Origin of the sequence: Winogradskyella marina (genome assembly GCF_015645385.1) — a bacterium.
GTDB lineage: Bacteria > Bacteroidota > Bacteroidia > Flavobacteriales > Flavobacteriaceae > Winogradskyella > Winogradskyella marina.
Genome location: NZ_JADOET010000005.1, coordinates 1 through 19,689 on the forward strand (window position 1 = coordinate 1; position 19,689 = coordinate 19,689).

General features: G+C 33.5%; 19 protein-coding genes. 1 reads left to right on the forward strand and 18 read right to left on the reverse strand.

Annotated elements, in window-relative coordinates; translation table 11 throughout:
• Positions 1-307: 307 nt before the first annotated feature.
• Positions 308-670: a hypothetical protein gene (locus ITJ86_RS07305; protein ID WP_195870980.1), complete on the reverse strand. Its 363-nt coding sequence runs from the start codon at positions 668-670 to the stop codon at positions 308-310.
• Between the two features lie 297 nt (positions 671-967).
• Between ITJ86_RS07305 and ITJ86_RS07310 the strand changes: the two genes are divergently transcribed.
• Entirely contained in the window at positions 968-1,303 is a 336-nt protein-coding gene (locus ITJ86_RS07310; RefSeq protein WP_195870981.1) for a single-stranded DNA-binding protein, read from the forward strand.
• Between the two features lie 78 nt (positions 1,304-1,381).
• Here ITJ86_RS07310 and ITJ86_RS07315 read toward each other — a convergent pair whose 3' ends face one another.
• From ITJ86_RS07315 to ITJ86_RS07395, 17 genes are all read right to left on the reverse strand, one after another.
• The gene (locus ITJ86_RS07315) at positions 1,382-1,765 is read right to left on the reverse strand and encodes a cupredoxin domain-containing protein (protein WP_195870982.1); all 384 of its coding nucleotides are present in this window, start codon (positions 1,763-1,765) and stop codon (positions 1,382-1,384) included.
• Positions 1,766-1,795: 30 nt separating this feature from the next.
• Complete coding sequence (locus ITJ86_RS07320; RefSeq protein ID WP_195870983.1) at positions 1,796-2,344, reverse strand: carboxymuconolactone decarboxylase family protein; 549 nt, start codon at positions 2,342-2,344, stop codon at positions 1,796-1,798.
• Between the two features lie 144 nt (positions 2,345-2,488).
• Positions 2,489-2,641, reverse strand: coding sequence for a hypothetical protein (locus ITJ86_RS07325; RefSeq protein ID WP_195870984.1), 153 nt, complete (start codon positions 2,639-2,641; stop codon positions 2,489-2,491).
• Positions 2,642-2,731: 90 nt separating this feature from the next.
• Positions 2,732-3,574, reverse strand: coding sequence for an AraC family transcriptional regulator (locus ITJ86_RS07330; RefSeq protein ID WP_195870985.1), 843 nt, complete (start codon positions 3,572-3,574; stop codon positions 2,732-2,734).
• Between the two features lie 252 nt (positions 3,575-3,826).
• Positions 3,827-4,597: a 3-hydroxybutyrate dehydrogenase gene (locus ITJ86_RS07335; RefSeq protein WP_195870986.1), complete on the reverse strand. Its 771-nt coding sequence runs from the start codon at positions 4,595-4,597 to the stop codon at positions 3,827-3,829.
• Positions 4,590-5,372, reverse strand: a complete 783-nt coding sequence (locus tag ITJ86_RS07340; protein WP_195870987.1) for an alpha/beta fold hydrolase — start codon at positions 5,370-5,372, stop codon at positions 4,590-4,592. The genes ITJ86_RS07335 and ITJ86_RS07340 overlap by 8 nt, the downstream gene beginning before the upstream one ends.
• Before the next feature lie 30 nt (positions 5,373-5,402).
• Positions 5,403-7,880: a TonB-dependent receptor gene (locus tag ITJ86_RS07345; RefSeq protein ID WP_195870988.1), complete on the reverse strand. Its 2,478-nt coding sequence runs from the start codon at positions 7,878-7,880 to the stop codon at positions 5,403-5,405.
• 165 nt (positions 7,881-8,045) lie between these two features.
• Positions 8,046-9,461 (reverse strand): hypothetical protein, encoded by a 1,416-nt coding sequence (locus tag ITJ86_RS07350; protein ID WP_195870989.1) that lies wholly within the window; start codon positions 9,459-9,461, stop codon positions 8,046-8,048.
• Complete coding sequence (locus ITJ86_RS07355; RefSeq protein WP_195870990.1) at positions 9,461-10,402, reverse strand: alpha/beta fold hydrolase; 942 nt, start codon at positions 10,400-10,402, stop codon at positions 9,461-9,463. The genes ITJ86_RS07350 and ITJ86_RS07355 overlap by 1 nt, the downstream gene beginning before the upstream one ends.
• On the reverse strand, positions 10,399-11,904 hold the full coding sequence (locus ITJ86_RS07360; protein ID WP_195870991.1) for a class I adenylate-forming enzyme family protein: 1,506 nt from the start codon (positions 11,902-11,904) through the stop codon (positions 10,399-10,401). The genes ITJ86_RS07355 and ITJ86_RS07360 overlap by 4 nt, the downstream gene beginning before the upstream one ends.
• Before the next feature lie 345 nt (positions 11,905-12,249).
• Positions 12,250-13,746: a sodium/pantothenate symporter gene (locus ITJ86_RS07365; protein ID WP_195870992.1), complete on the reverse strand. Its 1,497-nt coding sequence runs from the start codon at positions 13,744-13,746 to the stop codon at positions 12,250-12,252.
• Positions 13,747-13,933: 187 nt separating this feature from the next.
• The gene (locus ITJ86_RS07370) at positions 13,934-14,482 is read right to left on the reverse strand and encodes an ASCH domain-containing protein (protein WP_195870993.1); all 549 of its coding nucleotides are present in this window, start codon (positions 14,480-14,482) and stop codon (positions 13,934-13,936) included.
• Positions 14,483-14,625: 143 nt separating this feature from the next.
• Positions 14,626-14,802, reverse strand: coding sequence for a hypothetical protein (locus ITJ86_RS07375; RefSeq protein WP_195870994.1), 177 nt, complete (start codon positions 14,800-14,802; stop codon positions 14,626-14,628).
• 145 nt (positions 14,803-14,947) lie between these two features.
• On the reverse strand, positions 14,948-15,649 hold the full coding sequence (locus ITJ86_RS07380) for a cupin domain-containing protein (protein WP_195870995.1): 702 nt from the start codon (positions 15,647-15,649) through the stop codon (positions 14,948-14,950).
• 304 nt (positions 15,650-15,953) lie between these two features.
• Complete coding sequence (locus ITJ86_RS07385) at positions 15,954-16,472, reverse strand: ferritin (protein ID WP_195870996.1); 519 nt, start codon at positions 16,470-16,472, stop codon at positions 15,954-15,956.
• A gap of 72 nt (positions 16,473-16,544) precedes the next feature.
• Positions 16,545-17,447, reverse strand: coding sequence for a histone deacetylase family protein (locus tag ITJ86_RS07390; RefSeq protein WP_195870997.1), 903 nt, complete (start codon positions 17,445-17,447; stop codon positions 16,545-16,547).
• 52 nt (positions 17,448-17,499) lie between these two features.
• Positions 17,500-19,617: a Tex family protein gene (locus ITJ86_RS07395; protein WP_195871177.1), complete on the reverse strand. Its 2,118-nt coding sequence runs from the start codon at positions 19,615-19,617 to the stop codon at positions 17,500-17,502.
• Positions 19,618-19,689 lie beyond the last annotated feature (72 nt).

Sequence of the window (19,689 nt, forward strand, 5' to 3'; positions counted from 1 at the left end):
GGTAGCTTTTTTTTCGCCAGTGTTCATTTTGTGTTTTCATAAGTGACTGTAATTAATTGCTTAATTTTTAGTCAACCTATTTCAGGAAAGTTCATAGCTCATATTACATACAACGTGTTTGTGTATGATTTCGTTGCGTGTTTAGGCATTAAGTTAGCAAATAAATCACAGATAGAAAGTCCGCGAGGACTTTCGTAAGTAGACTATAACTAGCAATGAATTATACACGGTGTTGTGCAACGTTTTTTATTTCAAATGATTTCTTTTTTTCAACTATTCTTCAAAAACAGTTTCTTCTATATTCATCTTATTTTTTGTTTAAACTATTTTCTTTTCTATAGTTTTCCAGCTTTTCGATGACTAACTTATATTTATAAAATTCATCATTTTCGGTTATTGTTTCTAGAGAATTACCTTGCTCTGTAATTGTTTCTATATTTTCTTCTAAAACTATATTCTCATTTTCTTTTTTAAAGTTTTCAAGTTTTTCAATTACTTGTTTGTATTTGTAAAACTCATCTTTTTCATTGATTGTTTTCAACCAATCGTCTTGTTCAGTTATTGTTTCAATGTTCTCCTCTGTAATTAAATTATTTATTTTAATATCATTATCCGAACAAGCGTATAATATAATTCCAATAATTGCTAAAACTATTAATTTTGTTTTCATAATATTATGGTTATAAGTTAATATTTAATTTTCTTTCATTTATTACATCAAAAATCGTTCCGCTGTTGCTCTTAAATGTTGTACAACTCTCAAATATAAGCATATATCCGTTATATTTTTAAAACAGAACAAAGCCTATAATAACTTACCACTAGCTATTTTCAAACGACAACAAGCGTTTACAAACGAATGTAAGCTGTTAACTACCGGATATTATTTGGAAGCTGCTTCATCTTTGCCATGTCGAAACATAAGAACTCGATAGTATTAACTGTTTAACCATTAAATTTAGAAATTATGAACACACTTAAAAACAAAGTACAGTTGATTGGTAACTTAGGACAAGACCCAGAAATCACCAATTTTGAATCCGGTAAAATCTTAGCAAAATTCTCTATCGCTACAAACGAAAGCTATAAAAATGCGCAAGGCGAAAAGATTACAGATACACAATGGCACAATGTAGTTGCTTGGGGAAAAACAGCTCAGGTTGTAGAAAAGTATATTACTAAAGGCAAAGAAGTAGCCATAGAAGGGAAGCTTACTTCAAGATCTTGGGAAGATAAAGATGGTATGAAGCGTTACATTACGGAAGTTGTTTGTAGCGAACTTTTAATGCTTGGAAATAAATAGTATGTATTTAAAAATAAAACTAAAAAGAGCAACCCACAAGGTTGCTCTTTTCTATATACTACATTGTGAGGTTGTCATTTACTCCACTACTAACGTGTATTGTGGTGTTGGGTTTAAAGGACAGAAATATACATATTCTCCTTTTGATAATGTTGTAACATTACTAGATTCCGAAGTGTTATTTTCTACAGCTTTAGTCACATAAGCCGTTTGAATATGGTTTTCTGGTTTAGACACATCCGCTCCTTTAGGGACTAATACAAAACCAACTTGGTGACCAACATTCTTATTAGCAATTTCAAAAATGTAATCTCCTTCTGTTAAGGTTAGCGATTTCTGAGTAAATGCACCTGTGGTTTGTTCTAAAGACACTGTGGTGGCTTTAGGTTTCATTTTGTCTTGTGCAGTTCCTGTTAATGTAAAGGTTAATGCGAGTGCGATAAATGCGATTATTTTTTTCATCTTTTTAAATTTTGTGGGTTGTTTTTTAAATTATATAGTTTCTAATTCTAAAGGTTGTGCTACTGGGAAATCTACAGGAACTTGCGTGGTGCTATGTACATAATTAGAAATAGTTTTGTCACCAACTAATGCAATAGTGTCTATTAAGTTGCCTTTGGTGTAGCCAGCATTAAAAAAGTTTTTTAAAACTGTTTCGTCTGTTTTGCCTCTATTCTCAGTAATGTTTTTAGCTAATTTTGCTAAAGCGTCAAATTTGTCATTTACAGTAGAATATCCAGCTCTTAACTCTAATATTTGTTGGTCTGTAAAGCCGTTCATTTTTCCGATGGCAGTGTGTGCCGAAAGACAATAAATGCAATCGTTTACTTCACTAACAGCAAGATTTACAACTTCTTTCTCTTTAGCAGTTAAGGATGTTTTTGCGTTAGCAAAGTTGAGGTAGTTTTCTAATGCCGTATCACTATGTGCATAGGTGGCATATAAGTTTGGAACAAATCCTAAAGCTTTGTTGAGATTATCGAAAATAGCTTGGTTGTTTGTGCTTACGTCTTCTCTTGAAGGAACATTAAATGTATTCATAATTTTAATTTTTTATCCTGAAATGTATTCAGGTGTTATTCGTATTTATTTTGATTTTTTTGTTGGTACAAAGTTGAGATATAATTCTGCTGCAAAGAATGAATGTAATTCCTTTTAGCATGTCATTTTTTCCCGCTGTGTGATTTAGCTTATATATGGCTTTTCGGCATCACAGTAATAATCATGAATATGATATTGATCACAATGCATTTCTGTATTAATGGTGTGCGCTATTTTCTTTGGACTGTTTGCAAATATCTCTATGAGATTGAATATGGATTTGATTTTTAATTTCATCTTGTTATTGTTTTAATATTACAATGCAAAGATGCGATGGAAGTGGGTGTGATAAAATGAAGAAACTGCCCTTGGGCTTGTCAATTTTTCCTAACTAGAAGTTTTTAAGCGTTTTTTATAGTCTGAAGGTGACATTGAGGTTGTTTTTTTGAACAAACGACTTAAGTGAGAGGCGTCTTCAAAACCAATATCATAAGCAATTTCTTTTGCTGTTTTATCGGTGTAGACTAATTGACGTTGTGTTTCTAATACAATACGGTTGTGTATGATTTGTAATGGACTTCTGTTTAGTTTGGCAAAATTATTAGATAGGGTTTTGGGTGATCTAAATAATTTTTCAGCATAAAACGCTACACTGTGTTCTGTTTTAAAATGTTGTTCTACTAAAAAATTAAATTCGCGAAGTAAATCTACTTTAGCGCTTTTTGGAGCATCGGAAATGCCTTCTTTGGCTTTTAGTAAACGTGTGCTTTTTATAATAAATCGAGCCATTAACATACGAAGCATTTCGGCTTGTATGTTGTCTTCGGTTTCCAATTCGTCTATAAAAACGTCATGAAGCGTTTCAAACTTTAGTTGCTCAATGCTATTCAAATGAATAACAGGAATATTAGTGTTACCAAAAAAGAGAATACCTACACAGCTCACTTCTTGATCGTGATCTTTAATGCAGTAAAATTCGCTATTAAATTGGTAGGTGATCACATCATTTCCTCCGTTATATTGAAGATACTGAATAGGTGTTAACGCTAAGATACTATGCGGAGGAATTGTAAATGGTACATTGTCTATAGTTAAATCTACGGCTTCAGATTTTGCCCAAATAAAAGTGTATAACTCACATTGTTTCGCTGTTTTAAAGGCATGCAAATCAGTTTCATTTCCAATATTGAAAATGGCATTTGTAGAAAATTCTTTAAAAGTATGCGTCATAACCACTAAGTCTGATTAGTGGGTTTAAAATTACAAAAAAAGACATTTAGTTACGTGTTGGTTTGATTTGTAATAAAAAAGGCATCAGATTTTTTAGACTAACACTTAAACGTTTTCTGATGCCTAATTTTAAATAAAGTATGATTTTATAAATAGCAGATTTTTAAAAAACACATACAGTAACTCTAAATTCTTTTTTGACTTAACAACTAACAACTAACAACTAACAACTAACAACTAACAACTAACGACTCACTGCGCACTCCAACCTCCATCTAAAACAAAAGAAGTTCCTGTGATGGTTGTAGAGCTGTCTTTAGCTAATAATAGTGCCATATTTGCAATAGCTTCTAGTGGCACAAACTGTTTTACAGCTTGTTTTTTTAGCATTACTTTTTCTACCACCTCGTCTTCTGTCATGTTATGTGCTTTGGCTTGGTCTTTTATTTGTCCTTCTACCAAAGGTGTTTTTACATAACCAGGACAAATTGCATTACAGGTAATATTGAATTCAGCTCCTTCTAAAGCCAACACTTTTGTCATGCCTATAACTCCATGTTTTGCGGTAACGTATGCTGATTTAAATTCTGAAGCTCTAATACCATGAACGGATGATACATTGATTATTCGTCCAAATTTCTGTTTTTTCATTTGTTTCCAAACGGCTTTTGACGCGTAAAAAACAGCATTCATGTTAATTGCGATTATATTTTCGTATTTGCTATTTGGAAAATCTTCAATAGGTGACACAAATTGAATACCTGCATTATTAACTAAAACGTGTAAACTCCCAAAGGTGTCTATTGTTTCGTTGACTAAATTTTCTATGGCTTCGGATTGTAATAAATTAGCATTAGAAAAACCGACTTTAATATGATGTTTTTTCCCGACTTCATTGGCAATATCTTGTCCATTAGTTTCTAAACCATGAAACATAATATTATAACCTTCTTTAGCAAACTGATGTGCAATTCCTAAACCAATGCCACTTGTACTTCCTGTAATAAGAACCGTTTTACTCATGATTTAAAAATTTTTGAAGTTCTAAATTGAAAGCATCGGGTTGGTCTATAACAACACCATGTCTCGAATTTTTAATGACAACTAAGGTGGCGTTTTGCAACTTATTTACGTAGTCTTCCTTAAAGGAAACAGGTGTGTAATCCATATCTGAACCAACCACTAAAGTTCTGGTTTTTATATTGTGAATCTGATCTCCTAAACCCCATTCCATTAGTGTTGTAAATGATTTGTAGTAGGCGTTGTAATCGTTGTTTTTACAGCGTACTTCAAATTCATGTCGCAAATCTACTTGATGGTCTTCTGGAAACATATTATAGGAAATCTCTTTTGATAAGGCTTCTAACCCTTTGGTCTCCAAAAATTCGGTTCGGTTCTTTAAAAGATCTTCTCCTGTTTTGCCCATATCATTAAAATCTGGACCAGAATTTACAATGACTAGGTGGTCTAGATATTTTGGGTGTTTAGCAGCCATTTCAAAAGCCACAGCTCCTCCCATTGAAAAGCCAATAACCGTTGCTTTTTTAATATTGAGCTCATCCAGAAGTTGCTTTACATCTTCCGTCATTAGTTCAACACTATACGCATCTTGTGGTTTTGTAGAATTTCCATGACCTCTTAAATCTACCGTAATAACGCGATGTGTTTTAGAAAAGAAAGGGACTTGTGCGTCCCAATCTTTTTTTGTGGATCCTAAGCCATGAAGAAACAAAAGGACATTCCCTGTTCCATGATCTTCGTAATCAAGTTCTATGTTGTTAACTTGTTTTTTAAACATGTTTAAGAAACTTAGTTTAGGGTGTTTATTTTATTTTTGTTTTAAGCTAAATTGATACTTCAATTCAAAAGAAACTAAGGTTTCAATAGCTGGCGATGCTACAAACTCCCTAACCTCTGAGTTAAGTAAATTGGTAACACTAAGTCCCATTGATAATTGGTCTGTTACATTATAACCTGCATTAGCATCTATGGTAAAACCACCTAATTGTCCGTAGTTCCAAGTTCTTCCAACTCTTGCGTTTTCTACTATTTCGTTAACACCATCTCCATCTTGATCTTGTGTTTCGGCAGCTACATGTATACCTGAGAAGAAATCATACTTTTCAACATAGCGTCCGTAAATGGCTCCGTAGAATTTTCCTTTATTGTAGTGAAATCCAACGCTGAATTTGTTGTTTGGTGTGTTAATTGGTAATTCGCTTTCTAATACTTGTCCATCTAAATTCCCGTCGTTGGCAAGATCATCTGTATCTAAATTACGTCCGAAGTATGAATAATTAACAGACGTTCTAAAGCTGTCTGAGAAATAATAATTTAAGCCAACATCAAAACCATAAGTATCTACATGACCAAAGTTTAAATACGATAAAATAAATGATCCGTCAGAACCTTCAACAACCTCTCCGATTGGTGTATCTCCAACATGTGTTACATTGTTACCATTAGCAGCATCTGAAACCGTAACTAAAGGGCTAATAAAATTATCGGATTGGTTGTAATACCCATTGACATCAATAAATAATTTTTCAGATAACTGACCTTTGTAGCCTATTTCATAAGAATTGATGGTTTCAACATCTAATTTTGGGATTTTTGTACCATCCGTTAATGTAAAGCCTTCACCATTACCTATTACTAAGCCTCCAAATAAGTTTCCTTTAAGGTTTAAGATTGAAGGTACAGCAATACCTTTTCCGTAAGTCACTCTAAAGGTGCCGCTGTTTACTTTTTTTGTGATGGCTAATTTTGGAATAAAGTTAGAGCCGTATAAATCGTGATTATCATAGCGTCCTCCAAATAAAAATCCCCATCCAGAATCTTCTAATTTATACTCTAATTGTGTGTAAATTCCTGTTTGTGCTAAATCAATTCCGCCTTCGTCTAAAAGGTATGTTCCTTTAGAATCTGCCATGTCTAATTGGTATTGTGCTCCTAAGGTCACATAGAAATCATTCCAATTATTGTTGTATTGTGCTTCTGCGTTAAAACGTTGTGAGTCATCCTTAAAAACGGCTCCACGTTGTAATGGAATTCCGTCACCTGGATTAGGTCCAAATTGGAACCATTGTTCTGTGAATGAGCGCTCACGAGCCTCTTCTTCAGAAAACCCATTTTCTATAAATGATACATAGTTTTGTGTTCGTTGATTCATGGCATATGTATCTTCAGTTTTACTCCATGTATAATACGCATTAGCAAAAACGTTTTTAGATACAAATTTTAATTGTGCCACATCAATAGTCCAATCTTTAATTTGGTTTCTACCAGCACTTGTTACTCCAATATTATTATTGTTACTATGGCCATAATATCCAATAAGCTCAGATCCTTTTGTTGGCTTGTAGTATAAGGATGCTCCATATTTAGAAGATTCAAAATCACGATCTAAATCCAATTCCTTGTAGGCTGTTGTACCCACATATACACTATCTGCATAGTTAAATTCTTTTCCTTGAGAATGTTCAAAATGAAACTTATATGCAAACTTATCGTTTACCGCTTCAGCATGTCTTAACCGTGTTGTAAATACGCTTTGATTACCAACACCTAAGGCGACTGTAGTGCCTTCAGATTGTCTTGGATTTTTTGTAATTGTACTGACTAAACCGTTGTGTGCGTTTGGTCCGTAAAGTGTTCCGTTAGGTCCTAATAGTATTTCAACGCGTGCAACATCGTCTTTAGTTACAGTAGAGAAGGTTCCTAAAGGTAAACCAGTTGCAATTAAAGTCGATAATCTATCATCAGTAACTTGTAAGTTTTTGGCATTAAAAGCTGAGTTGAATCCTCTAATATTAATACCTGTACCTAAAACTCCAGTTCTTACAAAATCTACACCTTTTTGGCGCGACGCTAATTCTCCAATATTAAAACTTGGAAATTCTTCAATGTCTTTTGACGTTATAACGTTTACGGTTGCGGGTACGTCTGTTATTTTTTGAGGTTTTTTGTTTGCTGTAATCACCACTTCATTTAAAATACTATCAGTTTCGCTAAGTGTTGTATTTAAAGTTGTTGATGCACCTGCAGTTACCGTAATGCTTTCCGTAGACGTTGCAAAACCTACATAAGATACAGAAACAACGTAGGTGCCAGCAGCAATGTCGTCTAGCATAAACTTACCGTCGTAGTCGGTTACTGTTCCTTTGTCTAAAGCTTTAATGTAAACGGTTGCACCAGATAAAGGTGTACCACTTGCTTCTTTAATTATTCCTGATATACTACCACTATCTTGTGCGGCAATAGTAAAAGTACTAATGAGAGTTAGTAAAAAAAATAGTTTTTTCATAATATTAGACAATTGATTAAGTTAGTTTATTAGTTCTTAGGGCAATCTATTATGAAATTGAAAATAAATACTAATGAAAGTCGAAGCATTTGTGTGTGACTTTTTCTTTTTAATACAAAATAGGACTGTCCAATCGCTTAAAAGTACTGTTTTTATTACGATTAATTAGATATGCGACTTTAGCTCTAAAAAAGCTTCAGGTAAGTTGTTTGAAAGCCTGTCAATGACCTTAATCATCAATTGTTTTTGGTTTTTTGTAGGTTTAATCGCCTTGAGAGGTGCTTTAATTTCATCCAATAATCGATTCGAATTTATATGACCTTCCATATATCTAGACAACGAAATACTCCATGAAATATTAGGAACATAATTATTCTTTTTTTGGCGTTCGCTTTCTTTTTCAATAAGGTTGAATTTTGAAGCCAGTTTTAAAACGTCTTCGTATTTCTCTAAGATAATAAGCACATTAATATAAGATGTAAAAAAGTGATGCCAACGGTGGTTGAGGACTTCGTTTTTATATTGTTTTAAAAAGGTTTTAGCAGTTGCTTCTGCTAACTTATGCTTTTGAAGTTCAGACAACACACGAATGCGATAAGAACAATAACCAATTTTTTGATGGTAATTATGAGTTTCCTTATATAAATCGTGATGATGTTCTAAAAGTGAAAATGCTTCTTTTGGTTTATGATTTCGTAATAAAATAGCGACCAAATTATTCAGATACATCAATGCATCGTTATTATTTTGTCTAATGGATAAATAGCCGTAAAATTCTGCTATTTCAAATTCGTCTTGCTTAGAATGTAGTAAAACTCTACTCGCGTAATAATTAGATAAAATACGTCTCGAGTACATTTCACCTTCATTAAAGTATAAATCGAGTTGATCGAAAACGACTTTTAACTTTCCGTTTTCATTATAATTAGTGTACATAAAAGCGAGCAAAACAAAAGCTTGATATCTGTTTTTACCGTCAATATTTTTGTCGTTAAAAACAGCAAGTAACCAGTGTTCTAAATGTTTGGTATCGTTGTTATTTTTGGTGTACTGATTGGTGATTTCTGTTGTTGCTTTGTATAATTTGTCTTTTACAACAATGGCTTCATCATAATGCGGTTTGTACGTTTCTATAAAATCGGCTATGGTTTTATGGTCTTTATAGCGCATTCTAACCAAGAGATACGATTTGTATTCTTTGGCAAGCTCGTACACATTCTGAAAATTATATTCTATGCTTTTATAGGACGAAATGTAATGTAGAAACTCTTTTTCTTCCTTGGACGTTATGGCATCGGTTAAGATATTTTTGTTTAAAGTCATAATCCAAGCAATTGTAGTATCTACATCGATGCTTGCTAATTTCTTTTCAATCCAATCTTTAATATAGGAATATTTTCGCTTGTTTATTTCGGCATCAAAATCTTCATGCTTATTTTGAGATAGCGCGTTAGACATAACACGTGAAATAATACTGCGTTTTTCTACGTCTGTAAATTGATAACGGTCTTCAAGATATTTAGCTTCATTGGGCAGAATGGTTTTGCTAAATGCTGTGAATTTTTTAAGCTTTGTTTTCATTATTCATTCGCAAATTGCTCTATTAAAGCATTGACTTCCGTTGGCTTTTCATATTGCACAAAATGACCAGCATTTTTTATGAATTCTACCTTTACAGATTTTATATGGTCTGAAGCAATTTTACCAACATCTTCGATGCTAAGTTGTGGATTCATATAACGATTAGGAATCAATTGGTCCTTATCTCCAAAAAGCACTAAAGTTGGTAGCGAAATTGTATTCAAATCCTCGAAAACAGGTTCATCTAACATACCAGAAATACTATTGACAATCGCTTGGCAATGTGCTTCAAAATCTGATGCCTCTTTTATTCTTTTTCTGTCCTTTACCATTTTTGAAACATCGTCTGGTGTTTTATGAAAATTGAGTGCATAATTCTTTTCTATTTGAGCGTCTGGTGTGTTAGCAACAGTTGTTGGTGTAAAATACGCTTTCATTAACGTGGCATTGGTGGCATTAAATTGCTCTAAACCAGCTGGTGCCACTAAAATTAATTTTTCAATCCTATCAGGATACGTTGTTGCAAATTTTATGCTTGCTTGGCCTCCCATGGAATGACCAATGAGAATGATGTTTTTTAACTGTAATTTTTCAATAAATCGGTGCAACACGTCAGCAAAAAATGATGGTGTATAATCCGCTTTTGGTTTAGAGGATTTTCCATAGCCAGGTAAATCTAAAGCAATGCATGTGTAATCCTTTTTTAAGGCTTCAATGTTTTTAGACCAAGCATCAGAATTGCTACTCAACCCATGTACAAAGAGTAATGTTTTGTCACCATCTCCTTCTTTTATATAGCTGATATCTAAACTATCTAACGTTGTGGTAACGGTTTTAAAATCATAATCTGAAAGTAGTTCTTTCATCGGTTGTTTTGTGTTTTGGGAAAATAGAGTAGTGTTAAAAAGGATAATTAGTAGTAGTAAGCCGAGTCGTTTCATTCTTGTGATTTTATGGCGTTAAGATATTTATTTAGTTTCTTTCGTGAGACTTTTCCTAAACTGGTTAATGGAATGTCATCTAAAATAAAAATGTACTTCGGATGCTTAAAAGCCACGAGGTTTTTTGTTAATTCTGTTCGGATTCCTGTTACCGAAAGATCTTTGTTTGTTGAGGATACAAAGGCTATGCCACATTCGCCCCATTTTTCATCTTTTACGCTTAAAACAACCGCTTTTTTAATGTGTTTTATGTTTTCAAGATGCGCTTCAATTTCTTGTGGATAAATGTTTTCTCCGCCTGAAATATACATGTCGTTTTTTCGGCCTTTCATATATAAAAAACCTTCTTCATCACTATAAGCAAAATCGCCTGTAAACAGCCAACCTTTTTTAATCTTGGTACTTGTTCTCACTGAATTATTCCAATAACCAGGTGTTACAATATCACCTTTGATGCAGAGTTCTCCAACTTCGTTTGGTTTTACAATTTCACCAGCTTTATTCACAATTTTTATATCTAAATAAAAGTTAGGTTTCCCTATAGAATTTGGTTTCAATTCTGCCATTTTATGATGCAATGACGTAATGCTTGGTCCTGCCTCTGTGAGTCCATAACCTGGTCTTATGTAGCTGTTTTTTTCGTTTTTCCAGAAACTGACGAGTTCCGATGGTACTTTTTCACCACCTGAAATAATGTAGCGTAATTTTTTAAGATTTACCTTTTTAAAAACGGGTGTTTTTTGCATCATCAACAACATGGTTGGTAATGCCATAAATAATGTGGTCTTGTTCAGTTCTAGGAGACATAATATTTTTTCGGCATCAAATTTTTCTAACATGCCAATATGCGCACCTTTATGTAATAATGGTGTAACAAAGACATTCCAGCCAGAGGTATGATAGGGAGGTAAGGTGTTGATGGTAGAATCTCGAAATGTGATACCCAATTGCATAGATGTGTTTAAACTGTTCCAAAACAACATTTTGTTGGTGTAAATAACACCTTTTGGTGTGCCGGTGGTTCCTGAGGTGTAGAAAATGAATAACGGATTATCTTCTTTTATCTGAAAGGTTTTCGTTGTTGTATAATCTGAGTTTTGATAATAGTCAGCCAATACTTCAAAAGACGTCACTTTTAAGTTTTGAATTGGTAATTGTTCGGCTTTAGCTTTGTGGTTATTGTTATAGATGAATAAACTCGGAGTACAATCGACGACGAGTTTAGAAATTTCGTTAATAGATTGGCGATAATTTAGCGGCACAATAACCAAACCCATGCGTTGGCAAGCCACAAAAAGCACCAAATAATCTAAGCCATGGTCTGCTAAAACGGCAATACGATCGCCTTCTTCGAGATTAAGTGTTGTGAATTTTTCAATTAACCTATTGGCATAGATATGCAAGTCACTATATGTATAACTTTTGTTAGCATCATACGATGTGAGTGCAATTTTATTAGGCGTGTAATCTGCCCATTTAGCTGTCCAATCTAGTCTGTCCACGGTTATATTGTTTTAATTCATTTCAACATGAGTTGTTAATTTAAATATATGTCATAAATAGGGTAACTTTTTGTCTCAAACTTCAATTCTAATAGTTCATGCTTTACTTTCTGTTGTAATAATGTGTAAACTAAACGAAGCTAAAAAATGTACCATTAGGTACACTATGTAGGTAAAATTTTAGAAACGTATAATCAGCGTGCCTTTAGGTACGCTATATATTGTACCTAGAGGCACAATTTATACTGTCATTCTCTTTTAATTACCTATATCAAGTACCTAACGGCACTTTTTAAAACTCAACTTCAAATTTTTACCAATATGTGTTTGGGTAATGCATATGGGTTAACCTTTGATTTGTGCTGTTTTATTGTCTACTTTATAAATTATATAACCTACAACTAAGGATGCCATAATTCCGATGGCTGCGGAAACTCCTGGATTATTAACAGGTTCTTGCATGTATGGTGTAATTCTGCCATAGTAAATCCCAAAATGAACCACAATCGCAGTAATACTAGCAATAAAAACGGAACGTGTGGATACATGATTTAAAAATGTACCAAACAATACAGGAACAAAGGCTGCAGCAAAGTAAGCATAAACACCGTTTTGGGCAAAAATGGCAACACTCACATCTGGGTTTTTAATCTGTTCCCAACTTAATAAAAAGCTTACAATACCTAAAACAATGATGACCATTTTATTAATGGTTATGGTCTTTTCGGTAAACTTATCTTTAAATAATGGGTTAATAATATCAGACGTAATGGTAATGGATAAGGACTGAATTAAACTTTCTAAAGTAGATAGTCCTGCAGAAATCAATCCAACTACAATGACCAAACCAACACCAACTGAAAATTTAGTAACGACGTAAGTTGGTATAATTTCATCCATTCGAAGTTTTTCGCCATTTACCATAAAATCTGGGAAACTGATACGAGCATACAAACCTACAACCACGACTAAAAAGAAGACAATCATAAAGACAATTCCACTAATGAGGTAAGAATTTATTTTACTAGAATCTTTTAATAACAATGATTTTGTGATGATGTGTGGCTGGCAAACAATAGCGACACCAATAACGATTTGTGCTGCAATGATTTCGAAATAATCTCGAAACATAAAACTATCGGTGTTTGTTGGTTTTGTTAGATTTGGGTCAATGGTATTTAATTGGTCAATAAATCCTGTGATTCCATCTGCGAAATACTCATAACCAGAACCGATTAAAATAAGGGCGACAATACACATTATAATCGCCTGGATGGTGTTGGTATATACCATCGAATTGGCACCACCAAACATCATATAACCAAATACAAATGCTGTAATTCCCATGAGAACGTAAAAAGGATCGGCATTTAAGGATTTGGAAATCACCTGTGTTAATCCAACATTAATAAGTACAATAAACGTAATGAGTAAAAGGGCAATAATGCCAAAGAAAAAGGCATATTTTTCACTGTCGTAGCGTTTACCAATCCACTGTGCCATGGTGGTTGCTTTAACCGCATTTCCTTGTTTTACAAAACCTTTTGTAAAGACTATTAATGAAATAAACGCAGCAATAGGCAAAACAATGGCAAAAGAAATAACACCAGAAATTCCATAGAGCGCTATAAACCCTGGATTAATAATAAAGGTGGCGGCACTTGTCATGGAAGCAGCTAAAGACAAACCAACAACCCAAGATGGGAAACCAATGTTACCAACGGCATAATCTTTAATGTTTGTGTTTTTACGAGCTCCTCTAATGACGAAAAATAAGATTACTGCAGCGTAAACTGCTAATAAAATCCACATGTAAGTGACCAACTTGTCTGATGCTATCATTTTAATAAATGTCTTTAGAGACAAATAACAAACTTTAAAAATTTTTAAGGTTTGGTAATTTTGTTTCTAATGGTGTGACTTTTAAATATATTTTTAAATAAATATTGTTATAGTAAATATACAGGTGTATTTGTTAAGTGAGACTTAAAAAGTAATAAAAATGAGGTGAGTGGTTAATAGAATTGAATTATTCTGGCCAGATGGTTTTAAACTGTTCACAAACAATGAGCATGTCTTCTGTTGGCGTATCTCCATTTTGTTCTAAGGTAGTCGCAAAAAAGTCCCAATGTGCTTTTTTCCATTTTTTAAGGGGTTCAATGGTTGTACCCATATCTAATTCCGCATATTCTTTCGTTATTTGATTAAATGGAACGGTATCTACTTTTCTAATTTCAATTATTGCCTTTGCTTTTCCGTTAAAGTCTGTAATAATATGTTTTACACCTGTTTTCGGTAATGCTGCATTAGCATCTTTATACCAAGTGTATAAACCAGAACCTGCTTGCTTTTTGCTGTTTAAAATCAATTCTGCTAAACGATTTGCATCATCTTCATAGTTATGAAAATACCAAGATTCCGGAAGTTCATCTGTTTGGAATTCGGGATGAGATGCCGTGTAATTAGACCACATGTCGTAAACAGATTTATCAATTCCATTTTTGGTTTGGCTTTCTGTTTTTGTATCGCTTTTACAGTTCGTTAAAATTATAAGTAGAATAATGGCAAGGTGTCTCATGGTTTGCAGTTAATTACACCTCATTTTAGAAGGCTTTCTAAGGTACTGAAAAAACAAAAACAGCAACCAAATCTGATTACTGTTTTTCGTGATTAAATCTATTATAGATTTGAAGATTATTTAGAAAGTGATACTTTTATAGGTTAAGCCACTTTTTTTAGCAAATCAAAACAAGGACATTTTTTACAACGTTTGTTTTCCGACTTTTTATATTTCTTGCAACACTTTGATTTTACATTATCAAGTGTTTCAATACCAGAAGCCTTAAGCACTTTAATGCGTTCTTTCTTTAACTTCTTATTTTTCTTCTTTTTGCCCATTCTGAGTTTCCTTAGAAAAAGAAATCTTTATATTATGAGGACAAAAATAACTATTTATATTTAATCTAAATAAATTTTAACATTTAGACGCTACTAATAAATGGGTTAGGTGTTTTTGCTAACCTTATTGAGCTATGAATTTAACTTAATTCATTTTAGGGTCAGATCTAAGCACTCCAGAATTGGTGTGTACATTTCCGACCTCAGTAATTACCACTCCTTCTGGCCCTGCCATTTGCCAATGCGGTGATTCGGGCTCAGCTAACGATGCAAAATCTCCTTCGTTGGCTTCAATAATATAATTAGTGGTTGTTTTTCCGTCCCAATGGCTTTGAGGAACTACGACTTGTGGAAATTGATCACGATTGTTTTCTCCGACACCAACGATGTAACTTTTACCGTGTCTAACTAACCAACCTTCCATTTTTACCGGATTGCCTTCTGCTGCGAAATGCATATGCTCTCCTAGCATTTGGCCAGGTAGAAGAAAGATATCCATTAACATGTATTGGTCTTCTTCATTATTAACAAACATTATAGATGCTAATCCTAATTCGGCATAGTTACCTTGATTATAATCGGTAAGCCAAATTTTTTCACGTAGCCCATCGAAAATTGGATAATTATGATATTCAAGCATTTCTATTAATGCGTCTTTTGCTTTTTCTTTTAGAAATTGCCCTTCAGCATCATAGAATTGTTCATTAGTAAATTTTAATTCTTTTTTTATGGGCTCATTAACCTCTTTTGGGGCCTCTGTAGTTTTGTTTTTTTCACTGTTATTAGCGCAACTATTAAAGAGAACGGCAATTGATAATATGGTTAAGAGGCATAGTTTTTTCATCATAAAAATAGGTTTTAAATTTAAAGTGTATTGTAACATCTTTAAATATAATATAACCATAGATGAATAACTTGTACTTACCTCATTTTATAATACGATTTTGAGTGTCCACATTATTTGGGTTAATTTATTTTTAATCTCTAAAAATATTAAGTAAAATAAGATCTTATCAATAATAGCTGATTAGGGTGTAATCAACTAAAATGAGCCCTTATGAATTTTGTAAAATATATAAATTTGAATGCAGTAGATACTATGTTTCACTAAAGCTGTATCTTATATAATCGTGATATAAGTTAAGGTGCACTTAAGCTCCTGGAGTATCTGCTGCTGAGTTTACTGTAAGTTGTTGTATATCTCTATCAAATAAATACAAGCCACCTTTGTCATCTCCAATCATCTTCACCTTGTCTAGGATTGTTCTAGCCATGGCTTCTTCTTCAATTTGTTCTGCAACATACCATTGCAAAAAGTTGTGTGTCGCATAATCTTTTTCTTGTAAGGAGATATGAACCAATTCGTTAATGCTTTCAGATACAAAAATTTCGTGTTCTAGAAGTTTTTCAAACATCTCTTTGTATGATTTATGCTTTACGTTTGGTGCGTTTAATTCAGAAATAAAAGCTTGTCCACCACGTTCGTTAATGAACTTTACGAGTTTTAGCATGTGTTCGCGCTCTTCGTCTGATTGGCTGTACATAAAACTAGAGATACCTTCCAAACCTTTTACTTCTGCCCAAATGGCCATAGCTAAATAAATTTGCGAAGACTCAGCTTCTATTCTAACTTGTTTGTTTAATGCGGATTCTATAGATTTTGATAGCATATTTTTAGTGTTTTATACAAATATAGGGATAGTTAAATCAGATATAAAGTTTTTACTTAATTGAGAATGACTCTAAAAGAAAATGTCTTGCGCTAGTCTAAACGTATTTGAATGTGCATTTACTATAGTTTTTATATCAGGTGAATAACCTCCTCCCATGCTACACATTACAGGGATTTTGTTGCGTTTACATTGCTCTAAAACAAACTGGTCTCTGGCTTTACAGCCTTCAATTGTTAAACCGAGTTTTCCTAATTTGTCGGTTTTTATGACATCTACACCGCATAAATAGTAAATAAAATCGGGTTGTTGTTCAGCAATAAGTTTTGGTAATGTATGCTTTAATAGGTTGAGGTATGTCGTATCATCTGCGTTATTATCTAGTGCAATATCTAAATCACTTTGCTCTTTTTTAAAAGGATAATTACTTTTTCCGTGCATTGAAAATGTAAAAACGGAAGTGTCTTTTTGAAATATTTGAGCTGTTCCATTGCCTTGATGTACGTCTAAATCTACGATTAGAATTTTTTTAGCTAATCCTTTTTTTTGAAGATATCGTGCAGCTATCGCTTGGTCATTTAACATACAAAAGGCTTCACCACGATTAGTAAATGCATGATGCGTACCACCTGCAATATTCATAGCAATGCCATGTTGTAATGCAAACTCGCTGGCTTTAATAGTGCCGTCGACTATAATTATTTCGCGTTCAACCAAAACTTCATTAAGTGGAAAACCTATTTTTCGAGCAGCACGTTGGTTTAAAGTTATATTTAGTAAATCATAAAAATATTCAGGATCGTGAACAGCAAGAATATGCTTGTCATTAGGTTTTTCTGGTTCAAAAAAATTAGTGCTGTCGCAAGTGCCTTCATGCAACAATTGCTGCGGTAATAATTCATATTTTTCCATCGGAAACCGATGTCCTTGCGGTAAACTGTGTTTATATATGGGATGGAAAGCGATTTTTAGCATTTATAGCATAAGCGTTTTATAATTAGTTTTGAATAAGCACATCCTATTTTCTTTACTTATGAAGCTTCAACTGAATCCGTTTCCGTGCCACATCAACTTCTAAAACTTTCACAATAATCTGCTGATGTAAATGGACGTGCTCATTGACATCTTTTACAAAACTGTCGCTAAGATTAGACACGTGAATTAAGCCACTTTCCTTAATCCCAACATCTACAAAGCATCCAAAATTAGTGATGTTATTAACAATGCCAGGCAATAATTGACCTTCATGTAAATCGGTAATGGTTTTTATATTTTGGTTGAAGGTAAATACCTTGGCCGTTTCTCTAATATCTAAACCTGGTTTTTCGAGCTCTTTTATAATATCTTGAAGCGTTAATAATCCAATGGAATCGGAAACATAGTGTTTTAAATCTATATTTTGAAGTTTGGTTTTATTTCCAATTAATTCTTGAAGTGAAACGCCTTCATCTTTTGCCATTTGTTTTACAATCGCATAGCGTTCTGGATGCACAGCCGAATCATCTAAAGGGTTTTTAGCTCCTTTTATTCTTAAAAAAGCAGCACTTTGTTCAAACGCTTTGCCACCCAATCGCGGGACTTTTAAGATGTCTTTTCTAGATTTGAAGACTCCATTTTCGGTTCTATAGTTGAAAATATTTTCTGCTAATTTTGGTCCTATTCCAGATACATAACTCAGTAATGGCGTGCTTGCCGAATTGATATTAACACCAACGGCATTCACACAATTTTCAACAACGGTATCGAGTTGTTTTTGAAGTTTGGTTTGGTCTACATCATGTTGGTATTGTCCAACACCAATGGACTGCGCATCAATTTTTACCAATTCTGCTAAAGGGTCTTGTAGTCGTCGTCCGATAGACACAGAACCTCTAACGGTAACGTCATAATTAGGAAATTCTTCTCGAGCAATTTTGGATGCCGAATAAATACTAGCACCAGCTTCGCTTACCACAAACACCTGAATCTCGTTTTTAAACTGAATCTTTCGGATTAAAGCTTCGGTTTCTCTTGAAGCGGTTCCGTTTCCAATAGCAATGGCTTCAATTTTATAAGCTTCAGCTAAAGAGGAAATCTTTTTTATAGCACCTATACTATCGTTTTTTGGGGCGTGTGGATAAATAGTTTCGTTGTGTTTTAAATTGCCTTGTGCATCTAAACAAACAATTTTACAACCGGTTCTAAAGCCAGGGTCAATCGCTAAAACACGTTTTTCACCAATAGGTGAACCTAACAATAATTGTTTTAGGTTTTTGGCAAAAACAGTGATGGCAGCTTCATCGGCTTTGTCTTTGGCTTTACTTAAGGTTTCGTTGCTTAATGATGGAAATAGTAAACGTTTGTAAGCATCTGAAATGGCTAACTCAATTTGGTCGGCACAACTATTTTGGCTTCTTATAATTCTATTATCCATGAGCTCTAAGGCTCTAATAGCATCAATTTCAATTTTCACACGAATAAACCCTTCATTTTCGGCTCTTAAAATTGCTAATAGGCGATGTGATGGAATTCGGCTTAAACTTTCGGACCAATCAAAATAATCCCTGAATTTTTGTGCCTTATCTTCATCCTTTTTTGCCTTTACAACTTTGGTTGAAATTTGAGCATGTCGTTCCAATTGATTTCTCAAAAGGTTTCTAATATCTGCACGCTCATTAATCCATTCGGCTATAATATGTCTAGCTCCTTCCAAAGCATCATCTGGAGATGCAATATCACCTTTCGCATATTTGTAAGCTATAGATTCTATGTCATTTGCCTTCTGACTCATAATGATTTTAGCCAAAGGTTCTAAACCATTTTTACGAGCGGTTTCAGCTTTTGTTTTTCGTTTTTTCTTGTATGGTAGATAAAGGTCTTCAAGTGTTGTTAAATCTTGAGTTTGTTCTATCTTTTGTTTTAGCTCTTCTGTTAAAACATCTTGTTCTTCAAGCGCTTTTAAAATGGCTTGTTTGCGTTTTTCTAAAGCTTCAAATTGTTCTTTATATTTTACAATCTCACCAATTTGTACTTCGTCTAAATTTCCTGTGGCTTCTTTTCTGTAACGTGAAATAAAGGGAATGGTACAGTCTTCATTCAGTAATTGAATGGTACTTTTTATATTGGTTTTAGGTAGTTTTGTGGATCGAACTATGTAATCTATCATCATAAAAATGGCCTTATACATTTTTTAAGTATAAGGCCTGTAAGATATTTAACTCGACATTAATTGCCGAAT